This is a genomic window from Paraburkholderia sp. FW306-2-2C-D06C (genome assembly GCF_058781505.1).
On the sequence record NZ_JBYSWU010000026.1, the window covers coordinates 22,399 to 41,390 of the forward strand.

The following is an 18,992-nucleotide window of genomic DNA, read 5'->3' on the forward strand; positions in this document are numbered from 1 at the left end:
AGCCTCACAGATAAATGGCGGCGCCGGCGCCCACGTTGGTCGCGGTGTCTTTCAGCGTCTTGACGATGTACTTGACCTGGTCGGCGTCGAGCAGCGTGTGCAGCGGCAGCGCCAGCGCGCGGTCGCCGATGCGCTCGGTGTCGGGCAACAGACCGCGCTTGCGACCGATCGCATCGCCCGCGTTCATGTAGTGGAACTGCTGATGCAGCGGATGGCTGTAAGGCGCCGTCTCGATGCCGCAGGATTTCATGTCGTCGATCATCTGGGCACGCGCGCTCTGCGTAAAACGCTTGCCCAGGTGGACGACATAGAGCATCCAGTTCACTTCTTCGACGTCCTCGGCCACGTAGGGCGGCTTGATCCCTTCGAAGCTCTGCATCTGCTCGTGATACCACGTCTCGACCTGCTTGCGCTGGGCGAGGCGTGTGTCGAGTTCGGCCAGTTGCGCGAGGCCAAGCGCGGCGGTCAGATCGCTGATGCCGGCCTGCAGCGGCACCCACGAGCCGACCGAAACGGACGCGCGGTCGGTGACGCGCCGCTCGCGCAGATAGCGCAGTTCGTGGACGAGTTCGTGATCGTCGGTGACGAGCATGCCGCCCGCTCCTGTGCACAGCGCGGACGGGCCGGAAAAGTCGAAAACGGACACGTCGCCGAAACAGCCGGCGTTGCGGCCGCGGTAGCGCGAGCCGAGCGCCTCGGTACTGTCTTCGATCAGCCGCAAGCGATGCGCGTCGGCCAGTTCCCGCAGCGGCCCCCACGCGGCCGGGTGACCATTGGTATTGCCGGCGAGGATCGCGCGCGTGCGAGGGCCGATCTTCCGCGCGGCTTTTTCGGCGCTCAGACAACCGCTCCAGTAGTCGATGTCGGCGAACACCGGCACGGCTCCCGCCAGCGTGATCGCCTGCGCCACCTGGTGCCAGGTGTGCGATGCGCAGACCACCTCGTCGCCCGGGCCGATCCCCATCGCGCGCAACGCAATCCAGGTCGCGAGCGTGCCGCTCGCCACCGCGACCGCATGCGTGCGGCCCACCCAGCCCGCGAACGCGCGCTCGAACGAGTCGAGCATCGGCCCGTCGCTCCAGCGCGAGGACTGCAGCACGGCGTTGACGAAGTCGATCTCGCGCGCCGCGCAAGCCGGTTCGCTCAGCGCGATCTCATCGATTTCCATGAGCCTCGTCCTCGGTCAGGATCAACGCATCGGCCTCTTCGGGCCGCTGCGTGATCGACCAGCAATGTCCATTCGACGCCGCGAGATAGACGCTGCGCGCGCCCAGTTTCAGCGCGGCGGTCTCGTCGCGCATGTCCATAGCGTCGACCAGCAGCGTGCGCACTTCGGGATGACGTTCGCGGCATTGCGCGGCGGCGTCCCGCAGCGTCGGCGCCGCGCCGATCAGCGCGCCGGCGTTGTGCAGTTGTTCCGGCGTGACGCTCATCTCAGTGCGCGCCGGGCCGCGCCAAGTGCACTGAGAGCCCCCTCGGGGGGCAGCGAACGAAGTGAGCGTGGGGGTCGTTTCATCTCAGTCTCCCGAGCCGGCGATGCGCCGCGCTTCAACGGTGATGGGCAGCGGCGTGTCGTCGGCCATCGAAGGCAATTCGAGCTGCCAGCCGTTCGCGAGCGTGACGAGACCGCCCCACATCCCGGGCAGCGCCATCGCGACAATGGGCTCCTCCAGGTCCTTCTTTGGCACGTAGGCGCTCAGCGCGCCCTTGCTGTCCTTGCGGATCATGACTTTCATGGTTGCGGACTCCGGAGATTGACGACAGGTTCAAGCGAGGCTCGAGCGGGATGCGCTGCTTCCTCCAGCAGCGGACGAAGCAGCGGCGGCAGATGGGCGAGCACGTACTGGATGTCCTGCGCCGTGGTGGTTTCGCCGAGCGACAGCCGCACCGCCGCCAGTGCCTCATCGCGCGGCACGCGCATCGCTGTCAGCACATGCGAAGGCTCGCTGCCGCCCGACGAGCAGGCCGAGCCCGACGACGCGGCGACACCCAGCCGCTCGAGCCGCTGCAACACGACCTCGGCGGAAAGCTGGCCGAAGCGCAGGTAGCTGGTGCCGGGCAGGCGCGCTGCCTGCGCCGAAAAAACGTGGACGTCCGGCAGCGCACGCCGCAGCCCTTGCTCCAGTGCGTCGCGCAGCGCGGCCACGCGCGCCGCTTCGCTCGCCAGGTCGCTGAGACGCTCGAGCGCCGCCGCAAAACCGGCGATGGCCGGCAGGTTCTCGGTGCCGCCGCGCCGATGCCGCTCCTGGCTGCCCGGTACCTGCGGCACCAGCGTCACGCCGTGGCGCACCAGCAGTGCGCCGATGCCCTTCGGCCCGCGCAGCTTGTGAGCCGACAGCGACACCGCATCGATCCCGCTCTGCGCGAAATCGAATGGCAGCCTGCCGACGAACTGCGTCGCATCGACATGGAGGCGCGCGCCGGCCGCGTGCACGAGGTCGCGTACTTCGGCGACCGGCATCAAGACGCCGGTCTCGTTGTTGGCCGCCATCAGCGAGACCACTCCGACGTCGGGTCCGATCAGTGCGGCGGCGCTGTCGAGGTCCAGCATGCCGCCGGGCCGTACGGCGATGTAATCGACCGCCACGCCGCGCGCAGCCAGCGCACGCGCCAGCTTCAGGTGCCCTGCATGCTCGACCGCGCTGAATACGACACGGTGCCGGCCCTCCGGCGCCGCCGCGTGCAACCCGCATACCGCCAGATGATTGGCCTCGGTGGCGCCGCTGGTGAACACCAGCTCGGCCGGCTTGCAACCGAGCGTTCGCGCGATCGTCGCGCGGGCCGCCGCGAGCGCACCCTTCGCCTGCTGCCCGAGCGCATGCTGCGACGACGCGTTGCCCCACACATCGGTCAGGATGGACAGCATCGCCTGCGCCACGGCAGGGGCCGGCGGCGTGGTCGCGTTGTGGTCGAGATAGATCATCGCCCGGCTCCGTTGGTTTGCTTCACGGCCAGAAGACACGTTCGCGGTCGATGCACAGCGCGTCCAGCAGTTCGGCCAGATCGGTGCTGTCGTGCTGGAGCATCCACCGGTGCGACGCGTGATCGCGCGCGCTCAGGTGCCACATGCCGTCTTCATCGCGCGTGAGCCAGGCAATGTCGATCAGCCCGCCATTCGCGTCGACATTGCGCGAACAGCACGGGCTCTCGATACGAAACCCCTGCCCCTCGCGCAGCACACGCGGCAGCACATAGCGATAGCGGGTACGCTCGCGCAGCGCCTGCTCGATCTGGCGCCGGGTCAGGTCGAACAGGCGGCCCGCGCACAAGCCGTCGCGCCGCGGCGCCGCTTCCGGCGCGTTAGCCCGAACCGTCATGACATGGCTCCTTGTTCGGATAGCAGGCCAGCGGGCACAGGCGCAATCTCATCCTCCGTGCATCCGACAACGCGGTTGCCGAACTCCACCAGGTAGACCGGCTCGCCGCTCTCCACCAGCTGACCGACATTGACGATTTCGCCGACCGTACCCGCCTCGGCCAGACATTCGTCCTCGCCGCGCTCGGGGAAGCTGCCGTCGTTGCACAGGTCGTCCAGCGCGATCACGCGCATGCCCCACTGATAAGCGGGCTGAACCGGTTCGATGCTCATGCCGATGGCTCCTGTGGTTGCGACGTGTCCGGCTGAACTCGCGTGCCGATCTTGCGTAGCGCTTCGGCCCGCTCGCCCAGACCTTGCAGCACGTCGTCGGGCAGGTTGTCGAGCGTGCATAGCTCTTTCGCGCGCATGCCGACACGGTGGCCGCTGTCGACGAAATCCACCGCATAGATGTAGAACTGCTGCAGGAAGGTGTTGATGCTGGTGACGTAGCCGATCTCGCCCTTGTTCACCAGCACTTCGCCGATGTCCTTGCCGTTGTACGTGCCATCGTTGCGGATCACCGAGCGTGCGATCACGCGCTCGCCATAGTTGAAGCGCGGGGGAAACGCGACCTCGATCAGGTCGTCGTCGCGGTTGATGTCAGCCATGGTCCACTCCTGCTGATCGTTGCGTCTGTCCGGTGGTCGTCAAGCTCGTGACCTCGTTCGACTGCCGGCGCAAACGCGGTCATGGCATCGTCGAGAGCACGATCGCCGGCATCCATCGCCATCGCTCCTCTTCAGGAGACCTGACGCGGCAGCGGCGGGCGCCCGCGGCCAATCGCGCCGATCTCGATGGTCGCCACGCCGGGTGGCGCCGACTCCGCACTGCTGCAACCGCAGGCCGCCTGGTTCGGATTGAAGAAGGTCAAACCGGACTGGGTCGGCGTGTCGGCGAAATCGATCGTCACGCCTTCGAGCATCAGCCGGCTCTCGGCCGGCAGGAATACCCGCAGGCCGTTGACGTCGAGTTCCTGTTCGCCCGCTTGCAGCGCCGGCTCGGCGGTGAATTCCGCGCTATAGCCGGAACAGCCGCCGGCGCTCACCACCAGCCGAAAGCCGGCGCCAGCCGGCAGACCCGAAAAGCGCACGATACGGCGCATGAACTTCTCGGCGGCGCTTGTGACAGTTACGTTGGACAGCATGATGCGCAGTCTCCTGATGGATGAATGGCCGGCCCGGCGACGAGCCGGACTCAGACCTGAACGATGCAGCCGTCCACGGGACACACGGCGACGCACTGCGGGTCGTCGAAGTGGCCTTCGCATTCGGTGCATTTCTTGGGGTCGATCACGAAAATGCCGCCTTTCTCGCTGATCGCGACGTTGGGGCATTCCGGTTCGCAGGCCGAGCAGCCCGTACAGGTGGACGCAATAATCTTGAGGGCCATGGCAGTTCTCCTGGTGTCCTGTCTTTAAGAATGTGGGGGGTCACGCTGCTGAGCCTGACGAGGTGTAAGCGCCCTGGCGGATCGAAGCATCGCCGCGGTCCTGGTGCACGATGGCACCGCTGGCGATGCGGCTGCGGTAGTCGTTGAACCAGGCGAGCGCCGCCTTTTCGATGAATTCGCCGACGTACTGATCGACCGGTTCGATACCGGCTTGCGCCAGTTCGTCCTTCGGGCACGCGCCGATCTTCGCGACCAGCACCGCGTGGCAGTCGTTGATTGCGCGCACCACCGACGGCAGTTGCTCGTCGTCGCCGTAGCCGCCCTGGCAATACAGGTCCACCCGGCGATGGCCGACGAACAGCGCTTCGGCGGCCGAGACCTCGAAGATCTGAAACTCGGTGACGTGACCGAAGTGCTCATTGACCCGGCCGCCGCCCTTCGTTGCAACCGCAACCAGCACCTTCATGTCGTCGGCGACGTCGATCTCGCGAGAGACAGCCAGCGCTTCCTGCTTCGCGTCGTGCTGGGCCTGACGTTCGGCTTCGACGCGTTGCTGATATTCACGGCGGCGCTCGAGGTCGTAGACCACTTCCATCTGCTCGATCTTGTCGAGCGTGAATTCCTCACTGCGGTCCTCGCCCAGCAGGCCGACCGCATCCGCGCGGCATTGGCGGCAATGGCGCATCAGGTTGGCGCCGCCCATGCAGGCGTCCTGCACGGCCTTGAGTTCCTGCGCAGTCGGTCCGCGCTGGCCGCTCAGGCCAAAGTGGGTGCCGTGCTCGGGCTCCGAGATCAGCGGCATGATGTTATGCAGGAACGCGCCGCGTTTCTTGACCTCGCGGTTGACCTCGATCAGGTGCTCGTCGTTGATGCCGGGAATCAGCACCGAGTTGATCTTGGTCAGCACGCCGCGTGCGGTGAGCATCTCGAGACCCTTCATCTGCCGCTCATGAAGGATGCGGGCCGCTTCGTAGCCGGTCACGCGCTTGTGCTCCCAGAAAATCCACGGATAGATTTTCTCGCCCACCGCCGGGTCGACCATGTTGATGGTGATCGTCACGTGGTCGATGTTGTACTTGCAGATTTCGTCGACGAGATCGGGCAGCGCGAGGCCGTTGGTCGACAGGCACAGCTTGATGTCCGGTGCCTGCTCCTGCAGCATCCGGAACGTCTCGAAGGTTTTCTTCGGGCTCGCCAGCGAATCGCCGGGACCGGCGATGCCGAGCACCGTCATCTGCGGAATCTCGCTTGCGACCGCCACGACTTTCTTGACCGCCTGTTCCGGCGTGAGCTTCTGCGAGACCACGCCGGGACGCGACTCGTTCGAACAATCGTATTTACGGTTGCAGTAGTTGCACTGGATGTTGCAAGCCGGCGCCACCGCCACATGCATGCGCGCATAGTGATGGTGGGCTTCTTCCGAGTAGCACGGATGATTCTTGACCTTCTCCCAGATCTCCGCCGGCATGTCGTCGGGACCATCCGACGAGCCGCAACTGGCCTTGCCCTCGCCACCGTGGGTACCGCAGCCGCCACCGGTGGACGGCACCTCGATCTTCACGCCGAGAGGTTTGATCTGGCCGATGCCGATATAGGCCGCTGCGGGCAAGTCGCCCGCATTTGAACTCGCTTGCATGGATATCTCCTCGCAACCGACGGCGGCCGCGCGCAGGCTATAAAGCCAGATCCATGCCACTCGGCAAGAACGCCTTGAATCAACGCCTCAGCCGATATTTCGCAGTTCTGTATGATCGAGGCACCGACGAATCCCCACAATTTCGTTGCGTCGTGTCGGTGTTGCGACAAATCTCACACTGTGCGAGCGAAGCCTTCCACCCTGGTCAGAAGCGGCGAACCTCAATAGCGTATTTATGCAGCGCATAGCCCATCTGCCGGGGCGTGATGCCCAGCAGCCGCGCCGCCTTCGCCTGCACCCAGCCACACCGTTCCATCGCCCAGATCAACCGCTCGCGTTCGCCTTCCGGCTTCCCGGCTTGCGATGTCGCGAACGTGCGGTCGTCCGTCGCCGGGTCCAGCTCAGCGGCAACGTCCGTGGCCGTGCCGCCGGACCAGGCAGCCGGCGCCGACGGCGCATCCAGATCGTGATGCCCGTACGGCGGCTGCGACGACGGCACTTCGGTGATCGGAATGTCAGCCAGCCGCGCGGGACGCACGGCATCTTCGCGCTCGATGTAGTGCAGCACCTTCGTCAGGCAACGATCCTCCTGGCACAGGAACTTGAACCGGTCGATCACGCCGTCACGCGTCATGGTCGCCGTGCGCTCGACACAGTTCTCCAGTTCACGCACGTTGCCGGGCCAGTAGCAGCTCGTCAGCACCCGCATCGCTTCGGTGTCGAAGCGCAGCGACTGCGAGTTTTCGCGGTTGAAACGGGCGAGAAAGTGCTGCGCCATCGCCGGAATATCTTCACGCCGCTCGCGCAGCGGCGGCAATTCGATGCTGACCACGTTGATACGGTAGTAGAGATCGGCGCGAAATTCGCCGGCCTTCACCATCCGCTCGAGGTTGCGGTTGGTGGCGAGAATCAGACGCACATCGACCTTCACCGGCGTCGTGCCGCCGACACGCTCGAACTCGCGTTCCTGCAGCACGCGCAGCAGCTTGGCCTGAAACGACGGCGAAATGTCGCCGATTTCATCGAGGAACAGCGTGCCGCCGTGCGCCAGTTCGAAGCGGCCCTTACGCTGCCCCTGCGCACCGGTGAACGCGCCCTTCTCGTGGCCGAACAGTTCGCTCTCCAGAAGGGACTCCGTCAACGCCGCGCAATTGACCCGCACGAACGCCTCGCCGCTGCGCGGCGACAGATTGTGGATCGCGCGGGCGATGACCTCCTTGCCGGTGCCGCTCTCGCCGCGCAGCAGCACGGTGGTCCGCGCCGGAGCGACCTGGCGAACCTGGGCGAACACCGCCTGCATCGCCGCCGAGACGCCGACCACCTGGTCGATCTGCTGACCGGGCTTGATCGCCTTCTGCATGCGTCTGACTTCATCCTGCATGCTGTCGTGCGCCGCGCTGACGCTGCGCTGGAGCAGCAACGCCTGCCCCATCAGCGTCGCGACGATCTTCATCAGATGCAGATCGTCGGCGAACAGCCGGCTGGCACCGGGATTCACACAATCGACGGCGAGCACACCCAGCGTGCGCCGGTCGGCGTGGATCGGCGTCGCGAGCATCGCGATGCACACCCCCGGCATCTGGTCCGCGCCGCCGGTGCGATTCAGGAACACCGGTTCATCGTTCACGTCCGGCACGATCACGCCGATGCCGCTCTTGAACGCGCGGCCGACGATGCCTTCGCCGGGACGAAACTGCAGACGCTGCTGCTCGTCGCGCGAAAGACCCGCGGCGCACAGGCCGCGCAGTTGACCGTCGGGTTCGGCCAGCACCACAAAAGCGCGCCGCCACTCCATCGTGTGCACAAGATAGTTCAGGGACTCGCGGAAGGTTTTTGCCACATCGAGCGACGAAACCAGCGTCTTGCTCACCTCGTAGACGCCGACCAGCGCTTGCCGGGCAACGGCTGCCTGAATGTTCACCATGGATTTCTCCTTCGTGCGCTGCGCGCTTTCGATGCACCAGCGCAAGGCGCTAGATCGACGCAAAGGCACAGCGTCGGAATCAAGCAATTTCTACGCCTGACGATTCAGCGATCGTGCATGTCAATCCCGCGTGCGGAACGACAAATCCGACAAAGAGAACAGCGGGAATCCTCGTTCGTCGCGCGCATCGATACAAAGACAACAGCGAGACAGCAGCAAGACCACAGCGACCCCGCTGAAAGACGCCACTCAGGCATGAAAGTCCGGTGGCATGGAAGTTGCCCTGAAGGTCGTACTACCCAGCCTTCAGGAGCCTGTGATGTCGGATCTCCAACGCGTCAGCACCGGCCTCCGTCCGCGCGGCGCCAACCCCGTGTACCTGGATCATGCTGCCACCACGCCGGTCGATCCGCGTGTGGTCAGACGCATGCTGCCGTACCTGACCGAGATGTACGGCAATCCCGCCAGCCGTTCGCACGCCTATGGCTGGGTCGCCGAGGAAGCGGTCGAACTGGCCCGTGAGCAGGTCAGCTCGCTCGTCAACGCGGACCCGCGCGAGATTGTCTGGACCTCGGGCGCGACCGAATCGAACAACCTCGCGATCAAGGGCGCGGCGCACTTTCATCGCGCCAAAGGCAATCACCTGGTGACGCTCGCGACCGAGCACAAGTCGGTGCTCGACACGATGCGCGAACTCGAGCGCGAAGGCTTCGAGGTCACGGTGTTGCCGGTGCAGGAAAGCGGCCTCGTGGACCTCGCCGTGTTCGAAGCGGCGCTCAAGCCGGGCACCGTGCTGGCGTCGGTGATGTTCGTCAACAACGAGACGGGCGTGATCCAGGACATCGCCGCGATCGGCGCGCTCTGCCGCGCCCGCGGCGTCCTGTTGCACGTGGATGCCGCCCAGGCCGCCGGCAAGGTGCCGATCGATCTCGCCGCCTTGCCGGTCGATCTGATGTCGTTCTCGGCTCACAAGATTTACGGTCCCAAAGGCATCGGCGCGCTGTATGCGGGACGCCGGCCGCGCGTGCGGATCGCGTGCCAGATGCATGGCGGCGGCCACGAGCGCGGCATGCGCTCCGGGACGCTGCCCACGCATCAGATCGTCGGCATGGGCGAGGCGTTCTGGCTCGCGCGCGAAAACATGGCGTCCGACAACGCGCGCATTCAGGCGCTGCGCGACCGGCTGTGGAGCGGCTTCCAGAAGATCGACGCGGTGGCACTCAACGGCGCTGTCGAGCGCCGCGCGCCCCACTATCTCAACGCGAGCTTCAACTACGTCGAAGGCGAATCGCTGTTGATGGGGATCAAGGAAATTGCAGTTTCGTCGGGCTCGGCCTGCACGTCCGCGAGCCTCGAACCCAGTTACGTGCTGCGGGCGATGGGCCGCAACGACGAACTCGCGCACAGCTCGATCCGTTTTTCGATCGGCCGCTTCACCACGGCCGACGAGATCGATTTCACGATCGATCTGATCACCCAGGTCGTATCCCGGCTGCGCGCGATGAGCCCGCTCTGGGACATGGTGCAGGCCGGCGTCGACCTGCAGACGATCCAGTGGGCAGAGCACTGACGTCCTCGCTCCACCTGAGCACATGGACACCCGAATACTCGAGCATTCAACAACCTGCGCGGAGCACCTCATGGCATACAGCGACAAGGTCATCGATCACTACGAGAACCCCCGCAACGTCGGCGCGTTCGATCCGGACGCTGCGAACGTCGGCACCGGCATGGTCGGCGCACCGGCGTGCGGCGACGTGATGCGGCTGCAGATTCGCGTCAACAGCGAAGGCGTCATCGAAGATGCGAAGTTCAAGACCTACGGCTGCGGCTCGGCGATCGCGTCGAGTTCGCTCGTCACCGAGTGGGTGCGCGGCCGCACGCTCGACGAAGCGCTCGCGATCAGGAACACGCAGATCGCCGAGGAACTGGCGCTGCCACCGGTCAAGATCCACTGCTCGATTCTCGCCGAGGACGCGATCAAGGCGGCCGTAGCCGACTTTCGCTCACGTCAGGCGATTCAAGGCGCAGCAGCCGACGGCCTGCAACTCGCCGAGCAACCGACCTGCTCGTCCAACCCGAACTGAGTCCATTCAAAGCCTGAGAGGAATCTCCATGGAAACGCTCGCCCAACCTGCTCCCGCCACCTCCGGCGTCATGCCCGGTCTGCTCGAATTCACGCCTCAAGCCGCCGCGAAAGTCGCCTCGCTGATCGCGGAAGAAGGCAATCCCAACCTGAAGCTGCGGCTGTACGTGTCCGGCGGCGGCTGCTCGGGCTTTCAGTACGGCTTCGCGTTCGACGACCAGGTGGCGGACGACGACATGCAGACCGTCACCGACGGTGTCACGCTGCTGGTCGATTCGATGAGCCTGCAATACCTGCCCGGCGCGCGCGTCGACTATGAAGACGGCCTCGAAGGCTCGCGCTTCGTCATTCACAATCCCAATGCGCAGAGCACCTGCGGCTGCGGCAGCTCGTTTTCCGTGTGAGGCAATCATGGCAATCTCACTGACGCCCGCCGCCGCGAGGCATGTCGAGAAATCGCTGCGCAAACGCGGCAGCGGCATAGGACTGCGCGTCGCGGTCAAGACGAGCGGCTGCTCGGGCTTCGCGTACGCGCTGGAATTCGTCGACGCGGCCAACGACGAGGACCAGCGCTTCGAAGCGCACGGCGTGACCGTGGTCGTCGATCCGCGCAGCCTGACCATGCTCGACGGCACGGAACTCGACTTCGTGCGTGAAGGGCTCAACGAAGGCTTCAAGTTCCACAACCCGAACGCCAAGGCGAACTGCGGTTGCGGCGAAAGCTTCGCGGTCTGACACACGAGCACAAGGACGCGCACATGGCCCTCCTGCAGATCGCCGAACCCGGACAAAGCGCCGCGCCGCACCAGCACCGTCTGGCGGCGGGGATCGACCTCGGCACCACGAACTCGCTGGTCGCCACCGTGCAGAGCGCGGTGGCCCGGGCATTGCCCGACGAGGACGGTGCATGGCTGTTGCCGTCGGTCGTGCGCTACACGCGAGCCGCTGAGCCGGAGGTCGGCCGCCCGGCTCAGACGCGCCAGGCCGAGGACCCGGTCAACACGATCGTTTCGGTCAAGCGCTTCATGGGACGGCGCCTTGCCGACCTGCCGGAAGCCGACTCACTGCCCTACCGCTTCGTCGACCAGACGGGCATGGTCGGACTCGCCACGGCTGCCGGCGAGCGCTCGCCCGTGCAGGTGTCGGCTGACATTCTGCGGACCTTGCGGGTACGCGCCGAAGCGTCGCTGGGCGGCGAACTGGCGGGCGTCGTCATCACGGTGCCGGCCTATTTCGACGACGCGCAGCGCCAGGCAACCCGGGACGCGGCACGCCTCGCCGGCCTGACGGTGCTGCGGCTGCTCAACGAACCGACTGCCGCCGCGATCGCATACGGCCTCGACCACGCAGCCGAAGGCGTGTTCGCGATCTACGACCTTGGCGGCGGCACCTTCGACATCTCGATCCTGCAGTTGTCGAAGGGTGTGTTCCAGGTGCTGGCCACTGGCGGCGACTCGGCCCTCGGCGGCGACGACTTCGATCGCGCCATCGCGCAGTGGTTCTGCAAGCGGCACGGTGTCGCCAGCCTCGCCATGCTGGCTCCCTCCGCTCAGCGCAGTCTGATGATGGCCGCACGCGCGGCGAAAGAGACGTTGTCGCAGGCCGGGACGGCAGTCATCGCGCTTGCGCAGGCCGATCGCAGCATCTGGCACGCGGCGTTGTCGCGCGAGCAGTTCGCCGAACTGGGCGCCGCGCTCGTCGCACGGACCCTCGCCGCTACGCGGCGCGCGCTGCGCGACGCGAAGCTCGGCCTTGCCGATATCGACGGCGTGGTGCTGGTCGGCGGTTCGACGAGGATGCCGCTGGTGCGGGACGCCGTGCAGGAATTTTTCGGTCGCGAACCGCTTGCCGACATCGATCCCGACCAGGTGGTCGCGCTCGGCGCGGCGATCCAGGCTGATGTGCTGGCCGGTAACGGCAATGGCGACGGCTGGCTGCTGCTGGACGTCTGTCCGCTGTCGCTCGGCATCGAAACGATGGGCGGGCTGGTCGAGAAAATCATCCCGCGCAATTCCACGCTGCCGACCGCGCGCGCGCAGGAGTTCACCACGTTCAAGGACGGACAGACGGCGATGTCGCTGCATGTCGTACAGGGCGAACGGGAGAGCGTCGCGGACTGCCGTTCGCTCGCCCGCTTCGAGTTGCGCGGTATCCCGCCGGCGGTTGCCGGAGCGGCGCGCGTGCGCGTGAGCTTCCAGATCGACGCGGACGGCCTGCTCGCGGTCACCGCGCGGGAACAGACCACCGGCATCGAGACGCAAGTCGAGGTCAAGCCGTCCTACGGACTGACCGACATCGAGATCGCCGCGATGCTGCAGCAGGCCATCGAGGCGTCGTTGCCCGACATGCAGTTGCGCACGTTGCGCGAAGCGCAGATCGACGCACGCCGTCTGCTCGATGCAACCGAAGCCGCGCTGGACAGCGATGCTGCGCTGCTGTCCGCCGACGAACTGGCAGCCGTGCGGCGCGCGATGTTCCGGGTCGGCGAGGCGCTGGAGACCGATGCGCCCGTCGATCTGCTCAAGGCTGCGTCGACGGGTCTCGCGTCCGTGACCGAAGAGTTCGCTGCACGACGCATGAACGCGTCGATCCGCAACGCACTCGCCGGACGCAACCTCGATACCCTCGTCTGAGCCGGGAACCCGACCCCATGCCGCGCATCCGCATTCTTCCCCACCCCGATCTCTGCCCGCACGGACAGGACCTCGACGTGCGGCGCGGCACGTCGCTGTGCGAGAGCCTGCTCGCGTCCGGCGTCGCGATCGAGCACGCTTGCGAGATGGTCGCTGCGTGCGCCACCTGCCATGTGTACGTGCGCGAGGGCGGTGCGTCGCTGGCGCCTCCTGACGACGAGGAGAACGACCAGCTCGACCATGCGTGGGGCCTCGACGCGCAATCGCGTCTCGCATGCTGCGTGAAGCTGCGCGACGCCGACCTGACGATCGAACTGCCGCGACATACACGCAACCTCGCGCGCGAGCATTGAGGGGATGCATCGCGTTGATCCCGTCAGCGCCGCGTGGCTGATCGCGCGCATCGCGTTGGGCATCGCGTTTGGCAGCGCTTTCTGCAGTGCTGCGTTCATCGCTACACCTGGCTGTTCGAAACAGAACATTCGCGACAGGTCTTCGTTGGGACCGTTTCATCGGAACACCGATGAATCCCGGAAAGCACCCACTGCAGGCGCCAATACAAGACAACCGCGCATGGCACAGCACTTGCAAACAGTGTGATCAAAGGCCAAAAGGACAACTTCTCATGTCGAATCCGATCATCAACGACACCACGCTGCGCGACGGCGAACAGACCGCTGGCGTCGCCTTCACGGTTGCCGAAAAATGCGCGATTGCCGAGGCGCTCGCACGCGCCGGCGTACCCGAGCTTGAAATCGGCATCCCTGCGATGGGTGCCGAGGAAATCGATTGCATCCAGACCATCGTCGCGCTGAATCTCGACGCCGATCTGATGGTCTGGGGCCGTCTCACCGACGCGGACCTGGCGTCGGCCCTGCGCTGTAATCCCGACATCATCCACCTGTCGATTCCCGTTTCCGATATCCACCTTCAACACAAGTTGCGCCAGCCCCGCTCATGGGTGCTGACGCAGGTGAATCGCGTGATCAGCGCCGCCGTCAAAAGCGGCCGCAAGGTTTCGCTGGGCGCGGAGGATGCCTCGCGCGCGGACCCCGCGTTCCTCGCCGACGTGGCGCGGCGCGCGCAACAGTGCGGCGCGCAACGCATCCGCTTTGCGGACACGCTCGGCGTCCTCGATCCGTTTTCGACCTATGAAGCGATTGCGCGACTGCGCGACGCGGTCGATCTGGAAATCGAAATCCACGCGCACAACGACCTCGGGCTCGCGACCGCCAACACCCTCGCCGCACTGCGCGCCGGCGCAACCCACGCCAACACCACCGTCAACGGTCTGGGCGAACGCGCCGGCAATGCCGCACTGGAGGAGATCGTGATGGGTGTGCGCCATATCATGGGCCGCGACACCGGCGTCGACACGACCGCGCTATTGAGCATCTCGCGGCTCGTCGAGCGGGCTTCAGGACGCCAGGTCGCGCTGAACAAGAGCATTGTGGGCGGCGGCGTATTCACGCACGAGTCCGGCATCCACACAGACGGACTCGCGAAGAATGCCTCGACTTACGAGAGCTTCGATCCCGCCGAACTCGGCCGCGAGCGCTCGGTCGTGCTCGGCAAGCATTCGGGTTCGCAAAGCGTGCGCCAGGCTTATGACGCGCTCGGCCTGCCCGTCAGCGAAACGCTTGTCGCGCTGCTGCTCAGCCGTATCCGCCACCATGCGGCCCAGCACAAGCAGGCGCCCAGCGCCGCCGACCTGTATCGCTTCCTGATCGAGGTGCGCGACACCGCCGGGGAATTGTCATGAGCGACGACGTGGCCGGCATCACGAAGCGCGTCGCGCAACCCGAGCCGTCGGGCACGTCACCGCCGTGCGCCACGAGCGGCGCCTGCGACAGGTACTGCGCCGAGCCGACGTTCTCCCCACCCCCATCCTCATCCGCTTGCGAGGAGTAAACGCGATGGAAAGCTTTGTCCAGCAACTCAAGGCGCTGTCCTCAGCCGAGGACTTCCTGCAGTTCTTCGGCATTCCGTTCGACCAGAAGGTCGTCAACGTGAGCCGGCTGCATATCCTGAAGCGCTTTTTCCAGTACATCCGACAACAGGACGCGCTGCCGGAAAGCGACGAGCCCGCGCTGTTCGCGTCGTATCACGCGCTGCTGCTGAAGGCTTACGGCGACTTCGTCACTTCGACGCCGGCCCAGGAAAAAGTGTTCAAGGTGTTCCAGGACACCCATGGGCGACAGCACGTTTCACTCGACAGTCTGCGCGCGTCGCTGCCCGCGCGCACCGTTGCCTGACAGGCGGAGCAAGACCATGCACATCGTCGTCTGCATCAAGCAGGTCCCGGACTCGGCGCAGATCCGCGTTCATCCGGTCACCAACACGATCATGCGCCAGGGCGTCCCGGCGATCGTCAACCCGTACGACCTGTTTTCACTCGAAGAAGCGCTGCGGCTGAAGGACCGCTTCGGCGGCAGGGTCACGATGCTCTGCATGGGGCCGCCGCAGGCTGAGGATGCGCTGCGCAAGTGCATCAGCTTCGGCGCCGACGACGCCGTGCTGGTCACCGACCGTGCCTTCGCGGGCGCGGACACGCTGGCTACGTCGTACGCGCTGGCGGCAGGCATCCAGCAGATCGCGAAGGAGCAGGCGGTAGACATCGTGTTCACCGGCAAGCAGACGATCGACGGCGACACCGCGCAAGTCGGCCCCGGCATCGCCAAACGCCTCGGGCTGCAACTGCTGACCTACGTGTCGCGCATCGTCGAGACCGATCTCGACGTGCGCACGATTACCGTCGAGCGACGCGCCGAGGGCGGCGTGCAGGTGCTCAGGACCGCTCTGCCGTGCCTGATCACGATGTTGGAGAACACCAACGAACTGCGCTTCGCGACGCTGCCCGCGATGATTCACGCGGCCGGCTATCCGGTGCGCAAATGGAACCGCGAACAGGCCGGCATCGAAGACCTCAGCAAGATCGGCCTGAAGGGCTCGCCGACGGTAGTCAGCAAGGTCTTCGGCCCGACGCCGCGCAGCGAGAAAGCCGAGCTGCTCGATCTCGACGCATCGAGTCTGCGCGACGTGTCGGTGAACCTGCTGCAGAAGATCTTCACGCGCCATCCCACCCTGGAAGCCGACCTGCTGATGAAGGAGGGATCATGAACGCACCCGCCGCCCCCGCGAAGAAACCTGCCGGCCGCGCAGGACGCAACCTCGAACTGCCGGAACATCTGAAGGCCTACAAAGGCGTCTGGGTCTTTATCGAGCACGACCGCGGACATGTGCACAGCGTCTCGTGGGAACTGCTCGGTGAAGCGCGCAAACTGGCCGACACGCTCGGCAGCCGCGTGGGCGTCGCCGTGCTCGGCGGCGCGGACGAACCGCTCGAACAGTTCGCCGCGCAAGCCTTCACTTACGGCGCGGACGATGCTTACATCGTCCACGACCCGGTCTTGCACGGCTACCGCAACGAGCCGTTCACGAAGGGGCTGACCGATCTCGTCAACCGGCATCAGCCCGAGATCCTTCTGCTCGGCGCGACGTCGATGGGCCGCGACCTCGCCGGCTCCGTAGCCACGACGCTCCTGACCGGGCTGACCGCCGATTGCACCGAACTCAACATCGATCCCGCCTCGCGCGCGCTGGCGGCGACGCGCCCCACCTTCGGCGGCTCGCTGCTGTGCACGATCATGACGCTCGCGTACCGTCCGCAGATGGCAACGGTGCGCCCACGCGTGATGCCGATGCCGCCGCGTGACACCGCGCGTACCGGCAACATCGTCCAGGCAACGCTGGGGATGATCGAGACGGACATCGTTACGAGGCTGCTCGACTTTATCCCTGACGCGAGCAGCAACCGGATCAACCTGCCCTATGCGGACGTGATCGTCAGCGGCGGCAAGGGGATGAAGAACCCAGAGAACTTCAAGCTGGTGTTCGAACTGGCGAATCTGCTCGGCGGCGAAGTGGGCGCAACCCGGCCCTGCGTGCAGGCCGGCTGGGTCGAAGCGGAACGCCAGGTAGGACAGACCGGCAAGACGGTGCGGCCCAAGCTCTACATTGCCGCCGGCATCTCCGGGGCGATCCAGCACCGCGTGGGCATGGAAAGCGCGGACGTGATCGTGGCGATCAACACCGACCCGAACGCGCCGATCTTCGATTTCGCGCACTACGGCATTGTCGGCAACGCGCTGCAAGTGTTGCCCGCGCTGACGCAGGCTTTTGCGGAGCATTTGTCCCGGCGCCGCAAACAGGCTGCGTGAGGAGCGCCCCCAACCCTGTCGCTGCGCGCCATGCCCCCCGAGGGGGTATGAGAAAACTTGGGGCGGCCCGGCATTTTCTCAGGAGAATCACGATGAAAAAACCTTCACAGTTCGATGCGATCGTGGTCGGTGCCGGTCCGTCCGGCAACGCCGCCGCTTACACGATGGCCAAGGCAGGCCTGAAAGTGCTGCAGATCGAGCGCGGCGAATATCCCGGCAGCAAGAACGTGCAGGGCGCGATCCTGTACGCGAAGGCGCTCGAAGAGATCATCCCGGACTTCCGCGACGACGCGCCGCTGGAGCGCCACATCATCGAGCAGCGGATGTGGATGCTCGACGACACATCGTTTGTCGGCACCCATATGCGCAGCGAGGAGTACAACAAGCCGCCCTACAACCGCTACACGATCATCCGCGCGCAGTTCGACAAGTGGTTTTCATCGAAAGTGCGCGAAGCCGGCGCACTGCTGATCTGCGAGACCACGGTGAAGGAACTCATCATGGACGGCGATCAGGTCGTCGGTGTGCAGTGCGATCGCGAGCATGGCGATGTCTACGCGGACGTGGTGGTGCTCGCCGACGGCGTGAATTCGACGCTCGCGCGCAAGGCGGGCTTTCATGGAGAGATCGAGGCCGGCAACGTCGCGCTCGCGGTCAAGGAGATTCTCTTCATGCCCGAGGAGACGATCCGCCAGCGCTTTAACATCGGCGAGGACGACGGCGTCGTGATCGAGATGGCCGGCAGGATCACCGACGGCATGATGGGCACCGGCTTCCTTTATACCAACAAGGAATCGCTCACCATCGGCGTGGGCTGCATGCTAAGCGACTTCAAGAAAAACCCCAACCGCACGAGCCCCTACGTGCTGCTCGAAAAGATGAAGCGGCACCCGTCGATCGCACCGCTGATCGCGGGCGGCGAGATGAAGGAGTATTGCGCGCATCTGATTCCGGAAGGCGGTTTTCACGCGATCCCGCAGGTCTACGGCAACGGCTGGATGATCGTCGGCGACTCGGGTGGTTTCGTGAACGCCGCGCACCGCGAAGGCTCGAATCTCGCGATGACCACAGGGCGCCTCGCCGCCGAAACGGTGATTCACGCGAAAGCTGCGGGTCACGGCTACCGCGCGGGCACGCTCAAGGCCTACAAGGCCGCGCTCGATCAGAGCTTCGTGATGAAAGACCTGCACAAGTACCGCGACATGCCGGCCGTGCTGCACCAGAATCCGCAGTTCTTCACGACCTACCCCGACCTCGTGGCGCGCGCCGCGCGCACGATGATCACGGTCGACGGCAAGGACAAGAAAAGCAAGGAGCGCGAAATCTTTTCGAGCTTCCGCAAAGCCCGTTCGCTTGCCGGCATGGTGGGTGACGCCTACAAACTCCTGAGGGCCTTCCGATGAGCACCCTACCCGTCAACGTAGAGGACAAGCTGTTCCAGAACCGTTACCGCGTCGATGCAGGACGGCCGCACATCCGCATCAAGGATGCCGACGTCTGCCTGAGCGAGTGCAGCGCGAAGAGTTGCACCTTCGTCTGCCCCGCGTCGTGCTACAAGGCCGAAGGCAACGGCGCGGTGACGCTGATCACCGACGGCTGCCTCGAATGCGGCAGTTGCCGCATTCTCTGTACCGACCACCAGAACATCGAGTGGGACTACCCGCGCGGCGGTCACGGCATCCTGTTCAAGTTCGGTTGAGGGACACGTCATGGCAGACAGCGCAATGCTGTCGTTGTGTCAGCGAG

The 18,992-nt window shown here is 65.4% G+C and carries 23 protein-coding genes; 12 read left to right on the plus strand and 11 right to left on the minus strand.

The window, feature by feature from the left end:
• Window positions 1-4: 4 nt before the first annotated feature.
• The 11 genes from AC3WLT_RS20275 to nifA form a co-directional block, all read right to left on the minus strand.
• Window positions 5-1,168, minus strand: coding sequence for a DegT/DnrJ/EryC1/StrS family aminotransferase (locus AC3WLT_RS20275; protein ID WP_492593477.1), 1,164 nt, complete (start codon window positions 1,166-1,168; stop codon window positions 5-7).
• Window positions 1,155-1,433: a hypothetical protein gene (locus tag AC3WLT_RS20280; RefSeq protein WP_492593478.1), complete on the minus strand. Its 279-nt coding sequence runs from the start codon at window positions 1,431-1,433 to the stop codon at window positions 1,155-1,157. The genes AC3WLT_RS20275 and AC3WLT_RS20280 overlap by 14 nt, the downstream gene beginning before the upstream one ends.
• Window positions 1,434-1,517: 84 nt before the next feature.
• Window positions 1,518-1,736, minus strand: coding sequence for a putative nitrogen fixation protein NifT (gene nifT / locus AC3WLT_RS20285; RefSeq protein ID WP_481362997.1), 219 nt, complete (start codon window positions 1,734-1,736; stop codon window positions 1,518-1,520).
• Window positions 1,733-2,923, minus strand: coding sequence for a cysteine desulfurase family protein (locus AC3WLT_RS20290; protein ID WP_492593479.1), 1,191 nt, complete (start codon window positions 2,921-2,923; stop codon window positions 1,733-1,735). Before AC3WLT_RS20290 ends, nifT begins: the two co-directional genes overlap by 4 nt.
• Window positions 2,924-2,945: 22 nt before the next feature.
• Entirely contained in the window at window positions 2,946-3,317 is a 372-nt protein-coding gene (locus AC3WLT_RS20295) for a DUF3024 domain-containing protein (protein ID WP_492593480.1), read from the minus strand.
• The gene (locus AC3WLT_RS20300) at window positions 3,314-3,589 is read right to left on the minus strand and encodes a nitrogen fixation protein NifZ (protein ID WP_492593481.1); all 276 of its coding nucleotides are present in this window, start codon (window positions 3,587-3,589) and stop codon (window positions 3,314-3,316) included. Before AC3WLT_RS20300 ends, AC3WLT_RS20295 begins: the two co-directional genes overlap by 4 nt.
• Window positions 3,586-3,966: a nitrogen fixation protein NifZ gene (locus AC3WLT_RS20305; RefSeq protein ID WP_492593482.1), complete on the minus strand. Its 381-nt coding sequence runs from the start codon at window positions 3,964-3,966 to the stop codon at window positions 3,586-3,588. Before AC3WLT_RS20305 ends, AC3WLT_RS20300 begins: the two co-directional genes overlap by 4 nt.
• A gap of 131 nt (window positions 3,967-4,097) precedes the next feature.
• The gene (locus tag AC3WLT_RS20310) at window positions 4,098-4,502 is read right to left on the minus strand and encodes a HesB/IscA family protein (protein WP_492593483.1); all 405 of its coding nucleotides are present in this window, start codon (window positions 4,500-4,502) and stop codon (window positions 4,098-4,100) included.
• Window positions 4,503-4,552: 50 nt separating this feature from the next.
• Window positions 4,553-4,747 (minus strand): 4Fe-4S binding protein, encoded by a 195-nt coding sequence (locus AC3WLT_RS20315; RefSeq protein WP_007177249.1) that lies wholly within the window; start codon window positions 4,745-4,747, stop codon window positions 4,553-4,555.
• 40 nt (window positions 4,748-4,787) lie between these two features.
• Window positions 4,788-6,383: a nitrogenase cofactor biosynthesis protein NifB gene (nifB, locus tag AC3WLT_RS20320; RefSeq protein WP_492593484.1), complete on the minus strand. Its 1,596-nt coding sequence runs from the start codon at window positions 6,381-6,383 to the stop codon at window positions 4,788-4,790.
• A gap of 205 nt (window positions 6,384-6,588) precedes the next feature.
• On the minus strand, window positions 6,589-8,307 hold the full coding sequence (gene nifA / locus AC3WLT_RS20325; protein WP_492593485.1) for a nif-specific transcriptional activator NifA: 1,719 nt from the start codon (window positions 8,305-8,307) through the stop codon (window positions 6,589-6,591).
• A gap of 319 nt (window positions 8,308-8,626) precedes the next feature.
• On the opposite strand from nifA, the gene AC3WLT_RS20330 reads away from it, so the two are divergent.
• From AC3WLT_RS20330 to AC3WLT_RS20385, 12 genes are all read left to right on the plus strand, one after another.
• Complete coding sequence (locus tag AC3WLT_RS20330) at window positions 8,627-9,877, plus strand: IscS subfamily cysteine desulfurase (protein ID WP_492593486.1); 1,251 nt, start codon at window positions 8,627-8,629, stop codon at window positions 9,875-9,877.
• Between the two features lie 70 nt (window positions 9,878-9,947).
• Entirely contained in the window at window positions 9,948-10,394 is a 447-nt protein-coding gene (gene iscU / locus AC3WLT_RS20335; RefSeq protein ID WP_492593487.1) for a Fe-S cluster assembly scaffold IscU, read from the plus strand.
• A gap of 28 nt (window positions 10,395-10,422) precedes the next feature.
• Window positions 10,423-10,797 (plus strand): iron-sulfur cluster insertion protein ErpA, encoded by a 375-nt coding sequence (gene erpA, locus AC3WLT_RS20340; protein ID WP_492593488.1) that lies wholly within the window; start codon window positions 10,423-10,425, stop codon window positions 10,795-10,797.
• 7 nt (window positions 10,798-10,804) lie between these two features.
• On the plus strand, window positions 10,805-11,128 hold the full coding sequence (gene iscA, locus AC3WLT_RS20345; protein ID WP_492593489.1) for an iron-sulfur cluster assembly protein IscA: 324 nt from the start codon (window positions 10,805-10,807) through the stop codon (window positions 11,126-11,128).
• Window positions 11,129-11,151: 23 nt separating this feature from the next.
• Complete coding sequence (gene hscA / locus AC3WLT_RS20350; RefSeq protein WP_492593490.1) at window positions 11,152-13,026, plus strand: Fe-S protein assembly chaperone HscA; 1,875 nt, start codon at window positions 11,152-11,154, stop codon at window positions 13,024-13,026.
• A gap of 17 nt (window positions 13,027-13,043) precedes the next feature.
• On the plus strand, window positions 13,044-13,379 hold the full coding sequence (locus AC3WLT_RS20355; protein WP_492593491.1) for a 2Fe-2S iron-sulfur cluster-binding protein: 336 nt from the start codon (window positions 13,044-13,046) through the stop codon (window positions 13,377-13,379).
• Window positions 13,380-13,651: 272 nt separating this feature from the next.
• The gene (nifV, locus tag AC3WLT_RS20360) at window positions 13,652-14,788 is read left to right on the plus strand and encodes a homocitrate synthase (protein WP_492593492.1); all 1,137 of its coding nucleotides are present in this window, start codon (window positions 13,652-13,654) and stop codon (window positions 14,786-14,788) included.
• Window positions 14,789-14,942: 154 nt separating this feature from the next.
• The gene (gene nifW, locus AC3WLT_RS20365; RefSeq protein ID WP_492593493.1) at window positions 14,943-15,281 is read left to right on the plus strand and encodes a nitrogenase stabilizing/protective protein NifW; all 339 of its coding nucleotides are present in this window, start codon (window positions 14,943-14,945) and stop codon (window positions 15,279-15,281) included.
• A gap of 16 nt (window positions 15,282-15,297) precedes the next feature.
• On the plus strand, window positions 15,298-16,146 hold the full coding sequence (locus AC3WLT_RS20370) for an electron transfer flavoprotein subunit beta/FixA family protein (protein ID WP_492593494.1): 849 nt from the start codon (window positions 15,298-15,300) through the stop codon (window positions 16,144-16,146).
• Window positions 16,143-17,246 carry an electron transfer flavoprotein subunit alpha/FixB family protein gene (locus AC3WLT_RS20375; protein ID WP_492593495.1) on the plus strand — a complete coding sequence of 368 codons (1,104 nt, stop codon included), beginning with the start codon at window positions 16,143-16,145 and terminating at the stop codon, window positions 17,244-17,246. Before AC3WLT_RS20370 ends, AC3WLT_RS20375 begins: the two co-directional genes overlap by 4 nt.
• 92 nt (window positions 17,247-17,338) lie before the next feature.
• Window positions 17,339-18,649, plus strand: coding sequence for an FAD-dependent monooxygenase (locus AC3WLT_RS20380; protein ID WP_492593496.1), 1,311 nt, complete (start codon window positions 17,339-17,341; stop codon window positions 18,647-18,649).
• On the plus strand, window positions 18,646-18,945 hold the full coding sequence (locus tag AC3WLT_RS20385; protein WP_492593497.1) for a ferredoxin family protein: 300 nt from the start codon (window positions 18,646-18,648) through the stop codon (window positions 18,943-18,945). Before AC3WLT_RS20380 ends, AC3WLT_RS20385 begins: the two co-directional genes overlap by 4 nt.
• The last annotated feature ends 47 nt before the right edge of the window (window positions 18,946-18,992 follow it).